Genomic DNA, 22473 nt, shown 5'->3' with positions numbered 1-22473 from the left:
TTATTTTTATGAAGTTGATTTTAAACCTATTACAATAGATATAAAAATAACTTTTACTGAATTACTTTAAGTATTAACGAGGGAAATTTTTAAAAGTCATTTTTCTTTTTTGAGGTATAGCTGTAAAATTTATATATAGCCCAATCACTCTGGATCTCTTATCTATTTTTTAAAACTCATCTATCTTAAATAATAGTTAATCTTAAAATTTTCAATTTAATACTATCACCTGTAAAATCTTGTGGTATTTTCCATAATTACATTGCCAAAAACATCTTCATAACCTAAGGAAAAATTTCTTTGTATTATAAATCTTTTACAAACCTTAAAAAAATGTATTAAATAGTGAGGAAATAGGTCTATTTAGCGTAAAGTAAACCCTTTAAAAACAGAGTTTTTAAAGGGTTTTTATTATTCTTTTGTCTTACATCAACATAAAAAAATTGCAGACAAAGCACTATAAACAGCAACTCTTTATCTTAAGAGCCATTTAATATATTTTACTTTTTTATTAAGCTTAATTCTTACAAGATAAAAACCAGCGGTAAGATTCTGACTAGGTATTACTACAATACTTCTATTTTCATTACGTGTTTTTATAGGAATTGGTCTGCCTAAAGCAGAAAACAAACTAATCTCCGACGATAAATGTATCGTCTTTAAGAAAAACTTTTCAACACCAATTTCAGCAGGGTTTGGATATAAAATAGCGTCGTTAATTGTTAAAATTACTGGTTTGATAATTTCTATTAAAAACCTATTTTCTACTAATGGAACAACTCCGTTTTCTTTACCATCTTCAACAGTAAAGAAAAAGCTATCTGTAGTTGTTTCAGATTCATCATGAATATATTTTAACCTATCGGCATTGATATCCGCTTGCGTAAATGTGTCATTCAAAAAGAGCTCAACATAGTTTAATTGTAGCTTTCCGTTTATTGGCAACTTGGTAATGGTGTAGATTAATTCTGAATCAGTCGCATCTACATCAGTTGTTTGTAACTCACTACTCGTAATGGTTACAGACACAAATTCGTTCACAGTAATGCCTGTATTTGTGATGATTACTGGCGCTTGATTTACAGGTGTAACCACAATGCTAAAGGTTTGATTTGTAATCGCTGTAACACCATCTTCTTTGCCATCTTCTACACTAAATTCGAAAGCATCTGCAATGGTTTGCGATCCATTATGAAGATAGGTTACAAGATCCGAATCAATATCCGCTTGCGTAAATGTTCCGTTTAAACTAATCGCTGTTCCGCTTAATTGCAGCGTTCCGTTTATTGGCAACTTGGTGATTGTATAGGTTAACTCAGCCGCAGCATCATCTATATCTGTCGTTTGTAAGTTTGATGTAGTAATTGTTGCGCTTGTACCTTCATCTAATATGATACCTGTGTTTGTAATAATTACTGGCGCCTGATTTACAGGTGTAACTGTAATGCTAAACGTTTGATTTGTAATCGCAGTAACACCATCTTCTTTGCCGTCTTCTACACTAAATTCGAAAGCATCTGCAATGGTTTGAGACCCATTATGAAGATAGGTTACAAAATCTGAATCAATATCCGCTTGCGTAAATGTTCCGTTTAAACTAATCGCTGTTCCGCTTAATTGCAGCGTTCCGTTTGTTGGCAACTTGGTAATCGTATAGGTTAATTCAGTCGCAACATCATCTATATCTGTCGTTTGTAAGTTTGATGTAGTAATTGTTTCGCTTGCACCTTCATCTAATGTGATTCCTGTGTTTGTAATAATTACTGGCGCCTGATTTACAGGTGTAACTACAATGCTAAAGGTTTGATTTGTAATCGCAGTAACACCATCTTCTTTACCATCTTCTACACTAAATTCAAAAGCATCTGTAATTGTTTGCGATCCATTATGAAGATACGTTATAAAGTCAGAGTTAATATCCGCTTGCGTAAATGTTCCGTTTAAACTAATCGCTGTTCCGCTTAATTGCAGCGTTCCGTTTGTTGGCAACTTGGTAATCGTATAGGTTAATTCAGTCGCAACATCATCTATATCTGTCGTTTGTAAATTTGATGTAGTAATTGTTGCGCTTGCACCTTCATCTAATATGATACCTGTGTTTGTAATAATTACTGGCGCCTGATTTACAGGTGTAACTGTAATGCTAAACGTTTGATTTGTAATCGCAGTAACACCATCTTCTTTGCCGTCTTCTACACTAAATTCGAAAGCATCTGCAATGGTTTGAGACCCATTATGAAGATAGGTTACAAAATCTGAATCAATATCCGCTTGCGTAAATGTTCCGTTTAAACTAATCGCTGTTCCGCTTAATTGCAGCGTTCCGTTTGTTGGCAACTTGGTAATCGTATAGGTTAATTCAGTCGCAACATCATCTATATCTGTCGTTTGTAAGTTTGATGTAGTAATTGTTTCGCTTGCACCTTCATCTAATGTGATTCCTGTGTTTGTAATAATTACTGGCGCCTGATTTACAGGTGTAACTACAATGCTAAAGGTTTGATTTGTAATCGCTATAACACCATCTTCTTTGCCATCTTCTATACTAAATTCGAAAGTATCTGCAATGGTTTGCGATCCATTATGAAGATAGGTTACAAGATCCGAATCAATATCCGCTTGCGTAAATGTAGCATTCAAAATAATGTCAACACCATTTAATTGCAGCGTTCCGTTTGTTGGCAACTTGGTAATCGTATAGGTTAATTCTGCCGCAGCATCATCTATATCTGTCGTTTCTAAATTTGATGTAGTAATTGTTGCACTTGTACCTTCATCTAATATGATACCTGAATTTGTGATAATTACTGGCGCCTGATTTACAGGTGTAATTGCTAGATTAAAGGTTTGATTTGTAATCGCTGTAACACCATCTTCTTTACCATCTTCTACACTAAAATCGAAAGTATCTGTAATTGTTTGCGATCCATTATGAAGATACGTTACAAGATCTGAATCAATATCCGCTTGCGTAAATGTAGCATTCAAAACAATATCAACACCATTTAATTGCAGCGTTCCGTTTGTTGGCAACTTGGTAATCGTATAGGTTAATTCTGCCGCAGCATCATCTATATCTGTCGTTTCTAAATTTGATGTAGTAATTGTTGCACTTGCACCTTCATCTAATGTGATGCCTGTATTTGTAATAATTACTGGCGCCTGATTAACTGTTATAATATTGAAATTAGTAGTTAAAACTCCTGTATAACCTCCGATACCAGTAATGGTAATGGTTGCAATTCCTGGATTGATATTATTGCTATAACTAAACGTAAAATCTACTCCTTCAACTAAAACGGTATTTTCTTCTTTTACAGTTGGCGTTGGTTTTTGCTCTTGACCTGTAAAAACTAAATCTGGAATGGCTGCGATAGTGATATTTACATCATTTAAATTTTTAGTTCCTAAAGAAAAGAATACATTTTCTGTAAATACCAAGTTGTAATTTGATGCGATAAATGGCGAATTATCATTTAAAGCAAGAGTTCCTTGTAGTATTTTATAACTTCCAATACCGTTTCCAGCTTCTCTAGAAAGTGCTCCTGTAAAACTAGGTTCTTCTCCATTAACCTGCCCATTGTATGCATACGTAAATACAGGATCTGATGAACCAAACTCTTTTTGTTGACCAGAAGTTGGTGTTACCGTAATGGTTCTTTTTGTAACTTCACCATCAGTTCCAGAAATTGTTGCTGCAGCTCCTCCTGATATAAAATAATTATCTGCATCTACGCCTGCAAGCGTTAATCCGGTAATCGTATAATTTTGAGTTCCTACATTTTTATCAGCGTAGTTTCCTGTGTAAACAACAGCTACCAAATCGTTTGTAATCGGTGTAGATAAATTCACCTGTGTATTCAACATCAAAGAACTACCATCATACACTTTTTCTTTTCCGCTGGTAAGCGAAGTAGTCAACTCTTTTGGTGTTACTTCTAAATTTCCTTGCAATAAAATATCATCACTAAAATTAGGACTCGATTGCGAAATATTTGCTGCTTTTACAAGGTAGTTTCCTACTTTTAATTTACCTGAAGTACTGTTTTCTGGGGCATCAACTTCAATTGTAAATTCTGCAGTTCCGGCAGAACCATCTGTTACCGTAATAGTTTCATTATTTATTTGAGCAGAACTTGTTAAATCTACAAGTACAGCACCTGTTGAAGATAAATATTTTGCTGAAGATATTACAAATGATGGTGTTTCTCCGTATGTAACATCCGTTGGCGTTAATGACACTAATAATTTGTCTGCTGGTATAATTGTGTAATCTCCTACAACATAAGAAAGTTCATAATTTTGTGCCGTAATTCCTGTCGCATTTAACACTCCAATATACTCTCCAGATGAATTTTCAGTCGAATTACTTCGAGAGATCGAAAGGTTTGTTAAATCTAAAACTGTTGCGTCTTCACCAAACTGAAAACCAGTAAATCGAACTCCCTGATAAGTTGTTATATCAGAAAAAGTAACAAACTTACTATCATTATTTACAGTAACTTCTAATGGTGCTTTGGTAATTTCAAAAGATACATCTGTAGTAAATGAAATTGTATAATTATCACTTTTAAAAACTCCGTTATCTTTTAAAACTAAGGCTCCTTTTGTAATTAAATAAGTGGCAACATCTTCTCCTTGAACCCTAGTTAATGTGTTTTCAAAACTAGGAGTTTCTCCTGTTATCGCTCCGCTAAATGTATAGGTAAGCTCAGGATCTGATGCTCCATAGGTTTTTTGTAAACCAGCTGAAGGTGAAACAATAATCGTTTCTTGTGTAACCTCTAGCGTACCATCTACATAAGTAATTTCATAATTAGAAGTTACCTCTGCGTTTGATGCATCTTCTATAATCGCACCGCTTGGCTTGTTATATCCAATACCTACATTTTTCTGAGAACCATTTACAGCAACAGTATTTAATGTATGACCTGTAACTAAACTACCTGATGTAATACTAAAATCTGATTTTGTTAATGCAATACCGTCATAAGTTTTATCATCGCTACCTGCTGTTATAGTTAATGGTTTTGCAGTGATATTTGCCGTTAAACTCGGTTGCGTTAAACTGTAGTTGTCTTTATCAGCACCAGCTAAAGTATAACCCGTTGTAGTAATAGTTTTTCCAGTTGCTACATTCGCATCTGCAAATGCAAAACTTGGTGAACCAGCCAAAGTAACAGTATCATCTGTTTCTGTTCCTGATAACTCTGCTGTTCCGGTAACTGATGCGGTTGTGTTTCCGTCATAGATTTTATTTTCACCTGTAATTCCTGTAACCGTTAATGGTTTTACTGTAATATCTGCCGTTAAACTTGGTTGTGTTAAGCTGTAGTTGTCTTTGTCAGCACCAGCTAACGAATAACCCGTTGTAGTGATGGTTTTTCCTGTTTCTACATTCGCATCTGCAAACGTAAAGCTTGGTAAACCAGCTAAAGTAACAACATCATCTGTTTCTATTCCTGATAACTCTGCCGTTCCTGTTGTAGTAGCAGTTGGTGTTCCGTCGTAGATTTTATTATCACCTGTAATTCCTGTTATAGTTAATGGTTTTGCGGTAATATCTGCTAATAAAATAGGTTGCGTTAAACTGTAGTTGTCTTTATCAGCACCAGCTAAAGTATAACCCGTTGTAGTAATGGTTTTTCCTGTTCCTACATTCGCATCTGCAAATGCAAAGCTTGGTGTACCCGCTAAAGTAACAACATCATCTGTTACTATTCCAGATAACTCAGCTGTTCCGGTAACTGATGCGGTTGTTGTTCCGTCGTAGATTTTATTATCACCTGTAATTCCTGTTATAGTTAATGGTTTTGCGGTAATATCTGCTGATAAAATAGGTTGCGTTAAACTATAGTTGTCTTTATCGTCACCTGATAGCATATAACCTGTTGTTGTAATAGCAATATAGGTCCCAACACCTGACTGTGCAAACACATAACTTGCAGTGCCTGATAAAGTAACATCGTCACTTCCTACAACGCCTGTTAAAGAAGCAGTACCTGACGCGGTTGCTGATGTGTTTCCGTCGTAGATTTTATTTTCCCCAATAATTTCGGTAACCGTTAATGGTTTTGCAGTGATATTTGCTGATAAAATAGGTTGCGTTAAACTGTAGTTATCTTTATCAGCACCAGCTAAAGTATAACCCGTTGTAGTGATGGTTTTATCTAAACCTACATTCGCATCGGCAAATGCAAAACTTGGTGTACCCGCTAAAGTAACAACATCATCTGTTTCTATTCCTGATAACTCTGCCGTTCCTGTAACTGATGCGGTTGTGTTTCCGTCGTAGATTTTGTTAGCTCCTGTAATTCCTATAACCGTTAATCCTTTTGCTGTAATATTTGCCGTTAAACTCGGTTGCGTTAAGCTGTAATTGTCTTTGTCGTCACCTATTAACGAATAACCCGTTGAAGCAATCGTTTTGCCTGTTCCTACATTCGCATCTTCAAAAGTAAAACTTGGTGTACCCGCTAAACTAACAGCATCATCTGTTACTACACCTGATAACTCTGCTGTTCCTGTTATAGTAGCGGCTGTGGTTGCATCGTATTCTTTATTATCACCTGTAATTCCGCTAACTGTTAATTCTTTGGCAGTAATATCTGCTAACAAACTTGGCTGTGTTAAGCTGTAGTTGTCTTTGTCGTCACCAGCTAAAGTATAACCAGTTGTAGTGATTGTTTTTCCTGTTCCTACATTCGCATCTGCAAACGTAAAAATTGGTGTGCCTGTTAAAGTAACAACATCAGCTGTTTCTACACCTGATAACTCAGCTGTTCCTGTTATAGTAGCAGCTGTGGTTGCATCGTATTCTTTGTTAACTCCTGTAATTCCGCTAACCGTTAATGGTTTTGCAGTAATATCTGCTAATAAACTCGGCTGTGTTAAGCTGTAATTGTCTTTATCAGCACCTGTTAACGAATAACCTGTAGTAGTGATGGTTTTATCTGAACCTACATTCGCATCTGCAAACGTAAAAATTGGTGAACCAGCCAAAGTAACAGTATCATCTGTTACTAATCCTGATAATTCCGCTGTTCCTGTAACTGATGCTGATGTGTTTCCGTCGTAGATTTTATTTTCCCCTGTAATGCCGGTAACTGTTAATTCTTTGGCTGTAATATCTGCTGATAAAATAGGTTGCGTTAAACTATAGTTGTCTTTGTCGTCACCAGCTAAAGTATAACCCGTTGTAGCAATCGTTGTATCTGTTCCTACATTCGCATCTGCAAACGTAAAAATTGGTGTGCCTGTTAAAGTAACAACATCATCTGTTTCTATTCCTGATAACTCTGCCGTTCCTGTAACTGATGCGGTTGTGTTTCCGTCGTAGATTTTGTTAGCTCCTGTAATTCCTGTAACCGTTAATCCTTTTGCTGTAATATTTGCCGTTAAACTCGGTTGCGTTAAGCTGTAGTTGTCTTTATCAGCACCTGTTAATGAATAACCAGTTGTTGTGATGCTTTTTCCAGTTCCTACATTCGCATCTGCAAACGTAAAACTTGGTGTTCCTGTTAAAGTAACAGCATCATCTGTTACTAAACCTGATAACTCTGCCGTTCCTGTAACTGATGCAGTTGTGTTTCCGTCGTAGATTTTATTTTCACCTGTAATTCCTGTAACCGTTAATGGTTTTGCAGTAATATTTGCGGTTAAAATAGGTTGTGTTAAGCTGTAGTTGTCTTTATCGTCACCTGTTAACGAATAACCTGTAGTAGTGATGGTTTTTCCCGTTCCTACATTCGCATCTGCAAAAGTAAAACTAGGACTACCTCCTAATGATACGTCATCAGACAACAAAACTCCATTTAATGATGCAGTTCCCATTGCAGCAGCAGCTGTGGTTGCATCATATTCTTTATTAGATCCTGTTAAACCACTTATCGTTACTTCTTTTGAGGTAATAACCCCTGTATTTATTGTAAAATTAGCAGGTGCTACATACCCATCTTTATCATCACCAGACAAAGTATACACAACTGTAATTGTTTTTGCGGTTCCAACATTTTCTGAATCGTAATTTGCGGTTGCTGTTACTGTTACTGCATCACCAGTTAATTTACCTGAAACAGTTCCTTTCACTACAGCTACATCTGTTGTACCATTGTATCCTTTACTCAACGTAATTGTAGGGTCTGAAATGGTTAAATTAATAATTGTCGATTTTCTATAAATTGCGTATTTCCCTGATGCTGAAAGGTTAGGAGAAATTGTAGTAAGATTTGAGTTAGCATCAAATGGAAGTCTCGTATTTACTTCACCGCCAACAAAGGTATCAACTCCTGTACTTTCAGTAGATAAACCTGAATACAATAAGGTTCTTGCTCCGGAAGCTATTGTAATAGCTCCATTATCTGTTATTTTTATATTTCCATCGCCTTCTGTATTTAACAAAGCATCCTTGTCTGCAAATAATTTTATAGCATCGCCATTCGTTTTTGTAGAAATAACAGGTTCTTTTACTAAAAGGTCCCCAGATAAAGTAGCTATTTCAATACTACCACTTGTTGTGATTCCATCAGTAGAACTTACACTTCCTATTTCTAAAGCGTTTTTATCAGTATAACTGATAGTATCAACATTGTTTGCAGCTATAGTTGCTATATCATTTAATGCATTATCTAAGGTAACCGCTCCATCTAGTAAGGCCAGATTATCGGCTACCAAATATCCGTCTGTACCGTCTGTAATATTTCCAGAACCGTCTAAAGTGATGGTGCTGTTTGTGGCTTGTAGTTTTTTGTTAATTGTTAAATCACCACCGTAAAATGCAATAGGTCCGTTAATTTCTAAGTCTTCATCGACTTCTATAATATTCAGAGTATTGCTAGCTTTTCCAATATTTAAACCACTTAGAGTTTGGTTGTTCTCATTAAAGTCTATCCAACTAGTTTTTACACTACTAATTTTAAACTCATCTGAATTAGACTGCCAATTAAAGATACCTGTTGAGCTAATTTTAGGGTTGTTCGTTGCCCAAAGATAGTCATCATAATTAAAAGAAATATTACTACTACTAGTTGTAATAGAGCTACCTGCTTTAGATCCAAAATAGGGGTGAACATCAAAGTATAATCCACCATTGCTTTCTGTGCCGTTTAACTGTCCACCATTCAGGCTTATAGGACCAGAACTAGACAGCATTCTTAATTCAGATCTAAATGCAGCCTCCCACTTGTTGCCAGAGCCATTGTATTGGGTTCCTGTGTTTATAGAAATTCCTCCGCCATTTGGAGCTAATAAATAGAGAGGAGAATTGGTTTGTACCCCAATTCCATAATTGCTGTTCTGATTACTTGCGGTTGCTTGTCCGTTTAAAGTGATAGCCTCTGTACTATTGCTGTTACTGCTAATAGTGAGAGGCTTATTTGAATTTAAAGCCACTTGAATACCAGCTGTGTATATAGTATTAGTGGTGTTTTGTGTAATACCGTCTATGAGAATGTTCCCATTGCCACTATTGATATTACCATTGGTTGTAAAACTATAAAAGCCAATACCAGAAGCTCCAAACCCAGTTGTAGACATAGCTGACAGTGAAGATTTTCCTTTTATACTAATATTCCCACCCCCAGAGTTTAAATTTACAATTTTGTCTATTCTAAAGCCCTCATTGTACGCATCATTTGTACCAACCTTTCCTGTAGCATATCCACTTCCTTCTGAATTGCTACCGCCCAAAGTAATATCTCCTCCATTAGAATTAATATTAAGACCATTTCTGAATTGTATGTAGCCATTATTTATGGAGTCATTGTCAGTACTGTCATCTACATTTGATGCTAATAATATATTACCTCCTTCAGAATTAAGATTAAAAGCAGAACCAACTCCAAGGATATGGCCTTTGGCTAATATTTTTATGGCAGCATTTGTCAATGTACTACTTAATGAATTTGATAGTTTAATATCTCCCCCATAAGCAGTAATTGGCCCAGCAATAGTTGTAATGTTTCTAAAGGTAATGTTTGCTGAATTAGTCGTTTTACCTATAGTTAATCCACTTAAATTAGTTGATAAAAAAGTTATTGAAGATAGGTCAAAAGGACTAGTAAAGCTAGCTTCTTGATATGACTTTATAATAACATTTCCTTGAGCTACACCAGTAGTTGTATTACCTATTGGTGTTGCAAAAATGGCAGAGCCATCAAAATTAAGAGTTAATGTTTTAGTAGGCTTTACGTCAATATAGTTCTGATAGGTGGCAAAGGCAAATTTACCAATAGAATTAAAGGTAATATTACCATCAACAAACATTCTAGGATTTCCACCAGTTCTTAAAACATTACCTGAGTAATTACTGGCAGTATTTTTAGCTGTTATAATTAAGTCATTATCAATGTCAATAACGTGGCTCACATTGGACCCATTATATACATTACTAGAACCCAATCTTACTCCATAATTAGCAGCATTAGAAGCTTCACCGTTTAGTGTTAAATCATGGGCAAAAAACTGTGCGTTAGAAACGTAAATCCCATCAAAGTTTCCGGAAGTTTTACCTTTTACAGAAATATTCCCAGCAGTACCTCCTGTTTTTCTGGTATCTAAAACGGTAGTATAAGTACTTCCAGAGCCTAATATAATACCATCCTTAGAAGTTGCTCCATTAGCAAAACCAGTTGGAATAGTAGTTCCTAAACCACCTCCCATAATAATATCTCCTCCATTTGTAGCAAGTGTTTGTCCAGAACTAGATAAATCAATATATCCTAATCCATCATTGTCACTATCTACCCAAAAGATAATATCACCACCATCTGTTGTAATTGACTTAGAAACGGCTTGTGTGATATTTCCTTTTGCTTTTAAGGTCAAATTATTTGCTGTAGTAGAATTAACATCGTCCTCCACACTTATATTACCCGCTTCAATAGTTAAATCTCCTGTAGCCAAATATCCTTCTACAACTGACGAATTTATATTTATTGGGGAAGAGATGGTCGTAATTACGCCACTGCTGTAGCTCCAAGTACTATTTATACTATCACCTCCCGAGGCTACAATAGTAAGATCTCCAGCTCCAGTCTGAAAACGGTAAACAGCATAAGCATTATTATCAGATAACACAGGAGTAATTGCAGAGTTTTCATCAAAACCAAATCTAGTATTAGTTGCACCTCCCACTAAAGTTGTCAAGCCTGTACTAGCTGTTTCTGTACCACTGTAAAGTTTAGCTCTTGCAGTTGCAGGGAATGTTAAAGTTGGAGTCCCGGTAACAATAATATTTCCTCCAGATGCTGAGTTCGCTGCAGAAGATTTGTCAGCATTCAGAATAATGGCATCATCAGAAGTAGAGGATGTATTTAGATTTTGTGATAGGGTTATATTTCCAGTATCAGTTTCCACTAAAATGTTACCGCTAGAGAAAATACCACTTTGCGAACCAACCGTGCCTATTTCTAATGCATTGCTATCTAGGTAACTTATGCTGCCAACAGGAACACTACTGCTACCTGCTGAAAGTGTAGTTATGTTATTTAAATTATTCTGTAGTGTAAATGAACCAGCTCCATTTAAACTCAGATTGCTTGCTGTAAGCGCTGCCGTTTGTGTTGCGACTGCTGTGGTTGTTAAATTTATATTATCATTCGTAGCAGTTAGTGCGGCATTTACCGCAATTGTTCCCCCATAAGCAGTAATTGGCCCTGCAATAGTTGTGTTACCATCAAATGTAATATTTGCTGTGTTAGTTGGTTTACCAAATGTAAAACCACTAACTGATGTTGAAATTATAGTTCCTGAAGTAGGAAAACTGACCGCTTGTGAAAAGCTATCTGAATATGGTTCTACAACTAAAGCACCTGTTGTATTTAGATTTAGGGTACTCAAATTCCAGTTATCTGAAATTAAAGTAATAGCTCCGGTTGTAGCTGGATTACTGGCACTACCAATATTGGTTGTGTTTAAAAAATAAAATCCATTACTTGAATCGGTATTTGGAATTGCTGTTAGCGTAATGTCTCCAGCAGTTGTAATTGTATTTGTACCTGATGACACTAAAATACCGTTTCTACCTGTATATCCGTTTCCTCCCGTACCTCCATTACCAGATTTTCCGATTAAGTTGATGTCGCCAGAAGTTGATTTTATAGTATTGCTACTCCAGATATTAATTCCGTCTGTATGATTCCCGTTATTTGAGGCATTTGAACCACCAACACCATCAAGAGTTATAGAACCTGTTGTGGTAGTTATTTGAGTTCCTAATACGATATCAATTCCTAAACTCATACTTGAGCCATTTACTATTGCATTTTCACCGCCTTTACCTTTTAGTAAAATATTACCAGAACCTGTGTTTAAATTTAATTTAGCTGTTCTAATTCCTCTATTTTGGTATATAGAAGCTAAAGAAGCTGAGTTTCCAATTGCGTAATCGTCTCCAACTGTAATCGCCGTTGCTCCATCAGAAGGCACCCAATTAGAAGTTCCAGAACCACCACCAGCCCAAAATCCACCACCAGAAGTAGAAATGTTTGATGCGCTTGATCCACTAGAACCTAAATAAACACCACCACCATTAGTACCATCAGTATCAGACCATAGCACCACATTACCACCGTTGGTTGTAATTGATGTAGCATCTGGAAGGCTTATTACGTTAGAGGCTTTTAGTAAAATGTCTTTATTTGTTGCTGTACTACTTAAATTTGAGTTTACTAAAATACTTCCCCCGTAAGCATTAATTGGCCCTGCAATAGTTGTGTTTGATCCAAAAGTAATGTCAGCTGTGTTGCTTGGTTTACCAATAGTTAAACCACTTAAATTAGTTGATAAATGAAATTTACTTGAATTAAAAGGGCTTGAAAAAGAAGATCCAGCAGATTCTAGTGTTAGACTGCCCGTTGTGTTGAATTTAGTCGTTGAAGAAAAATTAAAAACATCACTAATTACATTAACATTTGATGATGAACTTGCTATGTTAGGATCGGCAATTTTACTTCCAATAATTGTATAAGGTTTAGATCCACCTGTGGTGATTCCCTTGCTACCTGCATCAATTTTGATTGTTCCGCCTGTGGCTAAAATATCAATATCCGACAAGAAAATTCCATAGCTGGAAGCTGTTGTTATTCCTTTTATAGATATATCCCCACCACCAGTAGCAAGAAGTTGTTTGTTTACATCATAATTAAATACGAGTCCCAAGCTATTGTTAGACCAGGCATCAAGAGTAATTGCATTTCCAGAGGTTTTTGCAGATCGAATAGTTACTCCTGCTGATGTACCGCTAGAGATGTTAAAACCATATTGATCTTCGGATTTAGCGTAAATAGAAACAGAACCAGTGCCACCATCTATAGATACTCCAGAGGACAACATAACACCATTATAATATGTTGATGAGTTATTATCTGAAGATGCATAACCTCTCATTAAGATTTCTCCACCATTAGAGTTTATTGTATTGGTATTAGAATTATTAGATCCAATAACTACACCATGTTCACCTCCAGTTCCATTAGCATAACCGGTAATTAGGTCGGTTCCACCAGAAAGTGTAATGTCTCCACCATTAGAATTTAAATCACTTTGATCTCCAATTTTAATATAACCTCCGTTTGAAGAATCTCTATCGGCCCAAAGCGAAATGTTTCCTCCATTTGTTGTGATGTCTTTTGAAGTTAATGTTGTAATATTTCCGCTTACCTTTAGTAAAATATCAGCATCGCTAGCTCCAGATGTATTAAGCTCTCCGTTAACTGCAATATCATCTCCATAAGCAGTAATTGGCCCTGCAATGGTTGTGTTTTTTCCAAAAGTAACATTTGCTGTGTTAGTTGGTTTTCCAATGGTTAACTCACTAATGGTATTTGATAAATTTGTTGTAGAAGATGGAAATGTAATTGCATTAGAAAAAGTATTTGCAATAGATTGCACTGTTAAACTACCCGTAGTTTCAATATTAGAGGTGTAGATTAAAGATAAATTATCAGCATTTAATACAATATCTCCTGTGGTAGCAGTAGTTCCATCAGTACCTATATAGATAGGAATATTTATCCCTGTTTGTATACCAAAACTATTACTTAGGTTACTTTTTCTTCCAGTTAATGTAATATCTCCCGAAGTTGAATGAATTTTAGAAGAAAAAGTACCTCCACCATCAAAATTAATTCCTGCATCTAGTCTGGCAGTTGCAGCACTTCCGCCTCCTGCTGTTCCGTCAAGTAAAATATTTCCAGAGGCTGTATAGATGCTGTTTTGATTAAAAAAATTAATTCCTGCTCCGTGATTATCTGGTGCTTTGTTAGGACCTCCAATACCATAAATAGATATGTCTCCAGACATATTTGTCTTTATTTCTGTATTTACAACAATATCAATACCAAGATTGTAATCATTTACTTCTGTAATGTATCCTTTTCCTCTAAGAATTATATCTCCTCCAGACGCAGAGCCACCTGCATTAAGAATTGAATTATTTACATAAACACCTCTATACCATCCGTTTCCTGTTTGAGAAGTCCCAGTAGCAAAGCCGCTACCATCAGTACCTCCTCCTAAGGTGATGTTTCCTCCGTTTGTAATGATGTCAGCTTCAACTAAAGCAATCCTTCCAGCATTATTATCGTTACTATTTGCACTCAATAAAACGGAAGCTCCACTAGTTAATAAATTACTATTTAGTCCTAAAATATTGTTTTGTGCAATTAAGTTGATTCCAGCACCTGACATACTGGTGCTTGTAATGTTTGAATTTACATTAACATTTCCACCATAAACCGAAACTGGTCCTGCAATGTTGATTGTAGAAAAAATGTTAACATCTGCTGTGTTAGAGATGGTTCCTATGGTGAAACTAGAAAGAGATGATGATAAATTCCAAGCTGTAAAATCATAATTTGAGTTTGGTTCTATAAATAGTTTTCCAGTTCCGTTGATTGTTTTAGAACTCTGTGTGGCAGCATTATTTTTAAGAATTAAAGAACCGCTTTCAATAGTGCTGTTTCCTGTATAGGTATTACTGCCGCTTAGGGTTGCGGTTCCTGTTCCAGATTTTAAGAGAGAGAGATTTCCAGAAATTATTCCACTTAGGTTATTATTGCTGCTATCGCTCTGAATAGTAATACTGCTAATCCCCGAAATATTTTTTGACCCACTAATATTTCCAGAAGTAGTTTCTAGTTTTAAGATTTTATTGTCTGTGAAATTTTGAGTAGAGAATCTAGTTTCATTAACATCATTAATTTCTGCAGACTCATCATTGTCATCAGAATTTAATGAGTGGCGTAACACTAATGCCCCGCTTCTTTCTGCAGTAAAAGTAATGTCTGCATAAGCGTCGTCCCAACTTGCTTGTCCAAGGTTAGTATCATCACTTGATGTATAATATTGCAGTCCATAATTAGCTTCTGAGACTGAGATTCCATTAGAGAAATTTCTTGTGGCCGCAAAATACGTAGTACTTCCTACTTTTAAGATAAAGTATTCACTGTCCCAAGAGTCCCAAAACCACAACCTCATAGAGTATTCTCTTCCGGCAACTATATTAACCCCGGTATCTCTGTCAGAAAGTCTTGTATTTCCATGATATCTTCCAGACCATGACATTAAATTTGTTGGCTCTGCAATGAGGTGTTTGCTTGCTGTACGCGTTACAGAGCCAGAACCTAAGTTTAGGGAACCGTTATTAGTTTTAAGCGTCATGGTTCCTCCGCTCCCAAGAAGATTAATATTGGTGGCGTTAAAGTTAAGAGACCCTCCTGCTGTATTTAAAACTTGATTACCAGTTTTTTGAAAATATATGTTACTGGCATTTACATTTATATTCCCACCCTCAGTACTTATATCGCCGTCTACGAAAATAGTATCGCCATCTGCTCTTAAGTTAATATTTAGAGGACCTCCATTAGTGGTAATATTATTAAGATAAATATCATTATGAGCCGTTAAAGTTAAGGTTCTTGCGTTGGTTCCGGTGTATGTAAAATTGCTTAGGAAAACAATATTCCCGCTGGCTTGTTGGACCCCTCCTGCATGAGAAGAACTAAACTCAGCAGAAGCTCCACTGCCACTACTAGCGCTAGTTGATATTTCAATATTGGTGGTCTCTAAAGCGGTGTTTAAAGAGGAGAGCTCTGCGCTATTTAAAAAATAACTGTAAGGATCTATGAGCCAGTCTCCCACGGCACCATTATGGGCTGTAGTGTTTATTGTAATGCCTTTCTTGTCTAGTGAGGCTCCCGAGGTTTCAATTTTTCCTCCACGGCCATGATTGCTACCCCCTTTAGAAATTATAGTACCCTGTGCTTTTGTTGTAGCATTTGGGTTTTTAATATTGGTCCATAGAACCACAGTACCGCCGTCTCCATTATTTACAGCACTGCTATTGATTAACGCGCCACTTTCCATTGTCACAGAAGTTGCTTGATAGAGTGTTTTTTTATTTTTTAAGAGCCTATTTTCAAAGCTTGCGCCTCCCTGCCAATCTCCTCCCACAAGAATATTCCCGCCACCTAGCGCCCCTTTTGCCAATAGGGTAGATGTGCTAGAAAGTTCAATTTCTTTGGCTTCAATAAAAATGTTTCCCGCTTTCTCTTTGTTAGAAGATACATTAATACTGCTGTTTAAATAGATTTTCCCTGAGGCTTCATTAGCATTTACGGCCCTTAGATAAACAGTTCCTTCATTGATTTCTACTGCTGCTAAGACATGGATGGCTTTTGAGGCTGTAAGTTGTAATTGGCGCTTGGTTCTTCCTTTTATAGGGGCTTTTATGAGAATAGAACCACCATCTCCTAAAACTAAAACAGATAAATTACTGTAGCCTAATTGACGCTCAATTACGGAGGGGTGAACATTTGCGTCTCCAGTTACGGAAAAAACCTTGTTAGAAATACTCCAGTTTTTGCCTGAAGTGCCTGTTTAACCATTTGCTGAAATTGTTAACGTTTGTGAAAAAGAAGAAATTGTTACAAGAAGCAACAATAGTGTAGCTTTTATTTTCATAGTTGGGGGAATTGATGCAATCTAATTTAACCTAAATGCTTTACTCTTAAAATTCTATGCAAATATAAGGTGTTTTTCACCTAAATAAAAAAGCATTAAATAGCTTTATTTTTGGGTTATTAAAATTAATGAAGTAATTTAGTAAATATTCATTTTAATTAAAAAAACATGAAATCTATTTTTATTGCAATTTTAAGCCTTTCCCTTTTGTATAGCTGTACTGATAAAAAAAAGGAAACAACAACAAACAAACCTGCACAAAAAAAGGTGATAAAAACAACAAAACCTGTAAAAGAACCAGTAGTTATTGTTGATAAAAATGGTGTTGCCAACATAAACCTAACCACCAGCGATGCCATGAAGTTTAATACTAAAAAAATTGTTGTTAAAGCTGGGCAAAAAATAAAACTAACGCTTAGTCATAAGGGTAAGCTAGACAAAAGAGTAATGGGGCATAATTTTGTTCTTTTAAAAAAAGGCACCAAACTATCTTCTTTTGCTTCTAAAGCTGCGGCTGCTAAAAATAACGACTACATACCAGAAGATGATTCTGAAGTTATTGCGCATACAAAAATGATTGGCGGACAAGAAAAAACAACCATTGAATTTGAAGCTCCGGCAACTGGCGAATATGATTTTATTTGTAGTTTTCCGGCACATTTTGCCATGATGAAAGGCAAGTTTATTGTAGAGTAAGTTGCATAATTTACCTCAAAAAAAACCTTCTTATGTATCGTATAAGAAGGTTTTTTTAGTTAAAATAGATTGCTTTATCTATAAAGAATAGGCTTTACCGCCTGTTAATTCTTGCAAATCTCCGCAGTAATAAGCTGTCGGAATTGGGTCGTAAACAAGTACGTTTTCTCCTATTTCTTCGGATGTTTTATAACCGTTTATCGTCATCCATTTTAATTGATTCAAAAACTCTGAATTTGTCATTGTTTTTGCTGTTAAATTTGCTTCTCGCTCTGCATCTACCTCTCCTTTTACAAGCAGGTGTTTGTCTAGTAAAGAGATGTATTGTTCGGTAGTAACCTTATCTATATTAGTAGTTTCGTCTTTCTTTAAAAGATGAATTATTTTACCAAAGGCTTCGCGTGTTAACTTTTGATCTTCGGTACTTAAAACTTCGGCGATGTATTTATCTATAAACTGAGGCACTTTAACCTCAGATGCCGCAGGTGTTGTTGCTGTTTTTGGTAAAATAACATCTACTAAATTTGTAAGCACTACTTTTTCTTCTGAATTTAAATAAGCTGGCACCCAAGTTTCTACATTACTAGTACAACTTTGCAACATACTTAATATGCTTGGTGCTACCAAAGTAAAACCAGCGGCTAATCCTATATTTTTTATTGCTTCTCTACGTTTCATATGTTCAATATTATGCGTTCTTTTTTAGTTCATTTGCCGCATGGTTTGCAGCTCTTGCTGTAAATGCCATGTAGGTTAATGATGGATTCTGACAACCAGAAGAGGTCATAAAAGCACCATCGGTTACATACACATTTTTACAAGCATGTACTTGGTTGTATTCATTTAACACAGACGTTTTAGGGTCTTTACCCATTCTTGCTGTTCCCATTTCATGAATTCCTAATCCCATTGCTTTACCGCCATTGTCATAACCTCTTACATTTTTATACCCTGCAGCCTCAAGCATTTTCTTTGCTTGCTCTTGCATGTCTTTTCGCATTTCAAACTCATTCTCGCCAAAATCTGCATCAAAAGTAATGGTTGGTAAACCCCATTCGTCTTTCTTAGATTCATCCATATACATTCTGTTTTTATGGTCTGGCAAAGTTTCACCAAAGGCTAATAAATTAACATTCCAATCGCCTGGTTTTAAAATAGCTTCTGCTAGTTTTGGTCCGTATTTTAATTCTGCAACCATTTCAGATGTATCACCTCTGCTAGCACCGCCTTGATAACCATACCCTCTTTTAAAGTTTTTTACATCAGTATTACCTCCTAAATTTCTAAATCTTGGTATGTAAATTCCGTTTGGTCTTCTACCTTTTACGTATTTATCATCAAAACCAGGTACCTCTGCTGTGGCTCCAACATGAAAATGATGATCCATAATATTGTGCCCCAACTCGCCACTATCATTTCCTAAACCATTCGGAAAACGGTCTGATTTTGATTGTAATAAAATTGATGCAGAAGCAATTGCAGAGGCACATAAGAAAATTACTTTTGCATTAAAAACATGGCTTTCTTTTGTTTCGGCATCAATAACGCGAACGCCTGTTGCTTGCTTTGTAACGGCATCATAAATTACTTCGTGTACTATAGAATTTGGTCTTAAAGTCATGTTACCAGTTGCATCTGCTGCAGGCAAAGTAGAAGAATTACTACTAAAATAAGCGCCAAACGGACACCCACGCATACATCTATTTCTGTATTGGCAAGTACTTCTGCCCATGCCTTCTTTTGTGCCTTCGGTAATATGTGCAGTTCTTCCGATGGTTAACAATCGGTTGTCATCAAAATTTTCGGCTATTTTACCTTGTAAGTGTTCTTCTACACAATTAAGATTCATTGGCTTTAACAATTTTTGATCTGGCAATTGTTTTAGCCCTAAATTTTGACCACTTACCCCAATATACTCCTCTACTTTATCGTACCAAGGAGCAATATCTTTATAACGAACTGGCCAATCTACAGCAATTCCTTCTTTTTTATTTGCTTCAAAATCAATATCACTTAATCGATAACTTTGTCTACCCCACATTAAAGATCGACCACCAACATGATACCCTCTTATCCAATCGAACCGTTTGTCTTCATTATAAGGATGTTTTACATCATCTACAAAAAAATGTTGATGCGCTTCATTTGTCGTATATCCTGTTCGGTGTTGTTTTGGTTTTCTTGCAATGGTTTCTTGACTTGCTTTTCCTCCATTTGGCAAATCCCATGGGTCTAAATGAGCCGTAGAATAATCTTCTACATGCTTTACCATTCTACCTCTTTCTAAAACAAGTGTTTTTAGGCCATTTTCGCAAAGCTCTTTGGCAGCCCAACCACCAGAAATTCCTGTACCAACTACAATAGCATCATACGTGTTTTCAATATTTTTTGGTGTTTCCATATATGTATAATTGTATTAAAAATTGTCTTTAAAACGTTTAAAGTAAGTAAAGTAATTTAAACAATGTTCTCAAATAGCTGTAAAAATGAGAAATCTTTTACGAAACCGGTTTCGGTAAATGTTTTTAGTATTTCAATAAAAATATGGCAAAACATCACATAAAAAATGATACATTTATTTAAATTTTAATATAAAAATAATGAATTCTACAATGCCTAAAAAAATCGCCTTTTATGTAATTATTTTTCTTTTTAGCGCTATTTCTTGTAAGAATAAGCCTGCACAAAACGAAGAAATAACAACAGCAAAAAATCCGTTTTTTAAACTCTCTCTGGCGCAATGGTCTTTACATAAAACCTTTAATGATGAGGGAGAAGATCCTTTTAAATTTGCTAAAATGGCCAAACAAATGGGGTTTGAAGGAGTAGAATACGTAAACCATATTTATGCAAATCAAATAGAAACTTTGGGGTTTGATGCCGTTATCGATTCTTTAAAAGTAGAAAGTGAAAAACACAGCATTAAAAATGTGTTAATTATGGTTGATGGCGAAGGGGATTTGGCAGACCCAGACGAAGCTGTAAGAAATAAGGCTGTTGAAAATCATAAAAAATGGATTGATGCTGCTAAAAAACTTGGTTGTCATGCAATTCGTGTAAATACCTTTGGCACCAATGATGCCGATATTTGGAAAACCAGTGTTGTAGATGGTCTAAAAAAGTTATCTGCTTACGCCGCTACAAAAAATATAAATGTTTTATGTGAAAATCATGGTTGGTTGTCTTCGGATGTAGAGAAGTTAATGGCAGCAATTAAAGAAGTTAATATGCCAAACTGTGGCACTTTACCCGATTTTGGAAACTGGTGTATAAAACGAAAAGATGGCGCAAAATGGGGAGAATGTGAAGAAGAATACCCTGACAAATACAAAGGGATTGCCTTAATGATGCCTGCTGCAAAAGCTGTAAGTGCTAAGGCTTACGATTTTGATGAGAACGGAGAAGAAACTACCTTAGATTTTTCTAGAATTATGAAAACTGTAAAAAATGCTGGGTATACTGGCTATATCGGCGTAGAATATGAAGGCAAAAGATTATCTGAAAAAGAAGGGATTATAGCTATTAAAGAGTTGCTTTTAAAAAATGCTGAATAAATAGCGATCAAACAAAAAATATAAAAAGATGAAAAAATCAATTCAAATTCAATTGTCATTTATGATGTTTCTCGAGTTCTTTATTTGGGGAGGCTGGTTTGTAACACTAGGATCATTTATGGGGAATAATTTAGGTGCCAACGGCGCAGAAACCGGCATGGCTTACGCTACTCAATCTTGGGGTGCTATTATTGCGCCTTTTATAATTGGTTTAATTGCGGATCGGTTTTTTAATGCTGAAAAAATATTAGGTGTTTTACATCTTTTTGGCGCTATTTTAATGTATCAAATGTCTCAATCGAACGATTTTGCAACATTTTACCCGTATGTTTTAGGTTATATGATTGCTTACATGCCAACACTAGCGTTGGTAAATTCTGTTTCATTTAACCAAATGAACAACCCTGCAAAACAATTTCCTATGGTACGTGTTTGGGGAACAGTTGGTTGGATTTTAGCTGGACTATTAATTAGCTTTGCTTTTAAATGGGATGCCATAGAAAACATAAACGCAGGCATGTTATCGAACACTTTTACCATGGTTGCTATTGCATCATTTGTTTTGGGTGTTTTTAGTTTTACACTTCCTAAAACACCACCAAGTGTTTCTAAAAAAGAAAAAATTAAACTAAAAGATATTTTAGGGCTAGACGCCTTAAAACTATTAAAAGACCGCAACTTCTTAGTATTCTTTATTTCTTCAGTACTAATCTGTATTCCATTGGCCTTTTATTACCAAAATTTAAGTCCGTTTTTAACAGAATACAAGGTAGAAAACTCTACCGCTTGGGCTTCTTTAGGTCAAATTTCTGAAGTTGGTTTTATGTTATTACTTCCGTTCTTCTTTAAAAAATTTGGCTTTAAAAAAACCATTCTTTTTGGTATGTTTGCTTGGGCTGTTCGATACTCATTATTTGCATTTGGCAATACCGGCGATTTATTTTTTATGCTAATTACAGGTATTGCATTGCACGGTATTTGTTATGATTTCTTTTTTGTGTCTGGACAAATTTATACCGACTCTAAAGCTGGCGAAAAAGTAAAAAGTGCTGCACAAGGCTTAATAACACTAGCTACCTACGGTATTGGCATGTTAGTTGGTTTTTGGGTAGCCGGTAAAATAGTTGATAAAAACGTGCTTTTAGACGGCACTCATAATTGGACAGATGTTTGGTTATTTCCTGCCTATTTTGCCATTGGTGTGTTGCTGTTTTTTGCAATTGCATTTAAAAAAGAAACTGTAGAATATAAAGACGCTTAA

The 22473-nt window shown here is 35.7% G+C and carries 7 protein-coding genes; 4 read left to right on the top strand and 3 right to left on the bottom strand.

All coding sequences use genetic code 11. The features are described from left to right. Positions 1 to 474 precede the first annotated feature (474 nt). The gene (locus tag Q0678_RS05025) at positions 475 to 16488 is read right to left on the bottom strand and encodes a YDG domain-containing protein (protein WP_299054786.1); all 16014 of its coding nucleotides are present in this window, start codon (positions 16486 to 16488) and stop codon (positions 475 to 477) included. 154 nt (positions 16489 to 16642) lie between these two features. Between Q0678_RS05025 and Q0678_RS05020 the strand changes: the two genes are divergently transcribed. Further along, positions 16643 to 16780, top strand: a complete 138-nt coding sequence (locus tag Q0678_RS05020) for a hypothetical protein (RefSeq protein WP_299054783.1) — start codon at positions 16643 to 16645, stop codon at positions 16778 to 16780. Positions 16781 to 17130: 350 nt separating this feature from the next. After that, positions 17131 to 17658, top strand: a complete 528-nt coding sequence (azu, locus tag Q0678_RS05015; protein WP_299054781.1) for an azurin — start codon at positions 17131 to 17133, stop codon at positions 17656 to 17658. Between the two features lie 78 nt (positions 17659 to 17736). Here the strand turns inward: azu and Q0678_RS05010 are convergent, their stop codons facing one another. Then, complete coding sequence (locus Q0678_RS05010) at positions 17737 to 18336, bottom strand: gluconate 2-dehydrogenase subunit 3 family protein (protein WP_299054778.1); 600 nt, start codon at positions 18334 to 18336, stop codon at positions 17737 to 17739. Positions 18337 to 18346: 10 nt separating this feature from the next. Then, entirely contained in the window at positions 18347 to 20059 is a 1713-nt protein-coding gene (locus Q0678_RS05005) for a GMC family oxidoreductase (protein WP_299054776.1), read from the bottom strand. 199 nt (positions 20060 to 20258) lie between these two features. On the opposite strand from Q0678_RS05005, the gene Q0678_RS05000 reads away from it, so the two are divergent. Together Q0678_RS05000 and Q0678_RS04995 are read left to right on the top strand one after the other, a co-directional pair. After that, positions 20259 to 21212, top strand: coding sequence for a sugar phosphate isomerase/epimerase (locus Q0678_RS05000; RefSeq protein ID WP_299054774.1), 954 nt, complete (start codon positions 20259 to 20261; stop codon positions 21210 to 21212). A gap of 28 nt (positions 21213 to 21240) precedes the next feature. After that, positions 21241 to 22473, top strand: coding sequence for a nucleoside permease (locus tag Q0678_RS04995; RefSeq protein WP_299054772.1), 1233 nt, complete (start codon positions 21241 to 21243; stop codon positions 22471 to 22473).

The sequence above is a fragment of the uncultured Polaribacter sp. genome (assembly GCF_947497125.1).
Classification (GTDB): domain Bacteria; phylum Bacteroidota; class Bacteroidia; order Flavobacteriales; family Flavobacteriaceae; genus Polaribacter.
This window is presented reverse-complemented; position numbering and strand designations above follow the sequence as displayed.

What these genes read in the sequence shown, in the direction of transcription:
- azu (WP_299054781.1), top strand. Translation starts at nt 17,131, where the DNA reads ATGAAATCTATTTTTATTGCAATTTTAAGCCTTTCCCTTTTGTATAGC.
- Q0678_RS05010 (WP_299054778.1), bottom strand. Translation starts at nt 18,336, where the DNA reads ATGAAACGTAGAGAAGCAATAAAAAATATAGGATTAGCCGCTGGTTTT.
- Q0678_RS05005 (WP_299054776.1), bottom strand. Translation starts at nt 20,059, where the DNA reads ATGGAAACACCAAAAAATATTGAAAACACGTATGATGCTATTGTAGTT.
- Q0678_RS05000 (WP_299054774.1), top strand. Translation starts at nt 20,259, where the DNA reads ATGAATTCTACAATGCCTAAAAAAATCGCCTTTTATGTAATTATTTTT.
- Q0678_RS04995 (WP_299054772.1), top strand. Translation starts at nt 21,241, where the DNA reads ATGAAAAAATCAATTCAAATTCAATTGTCATTTATGATGTTTCTCGAG.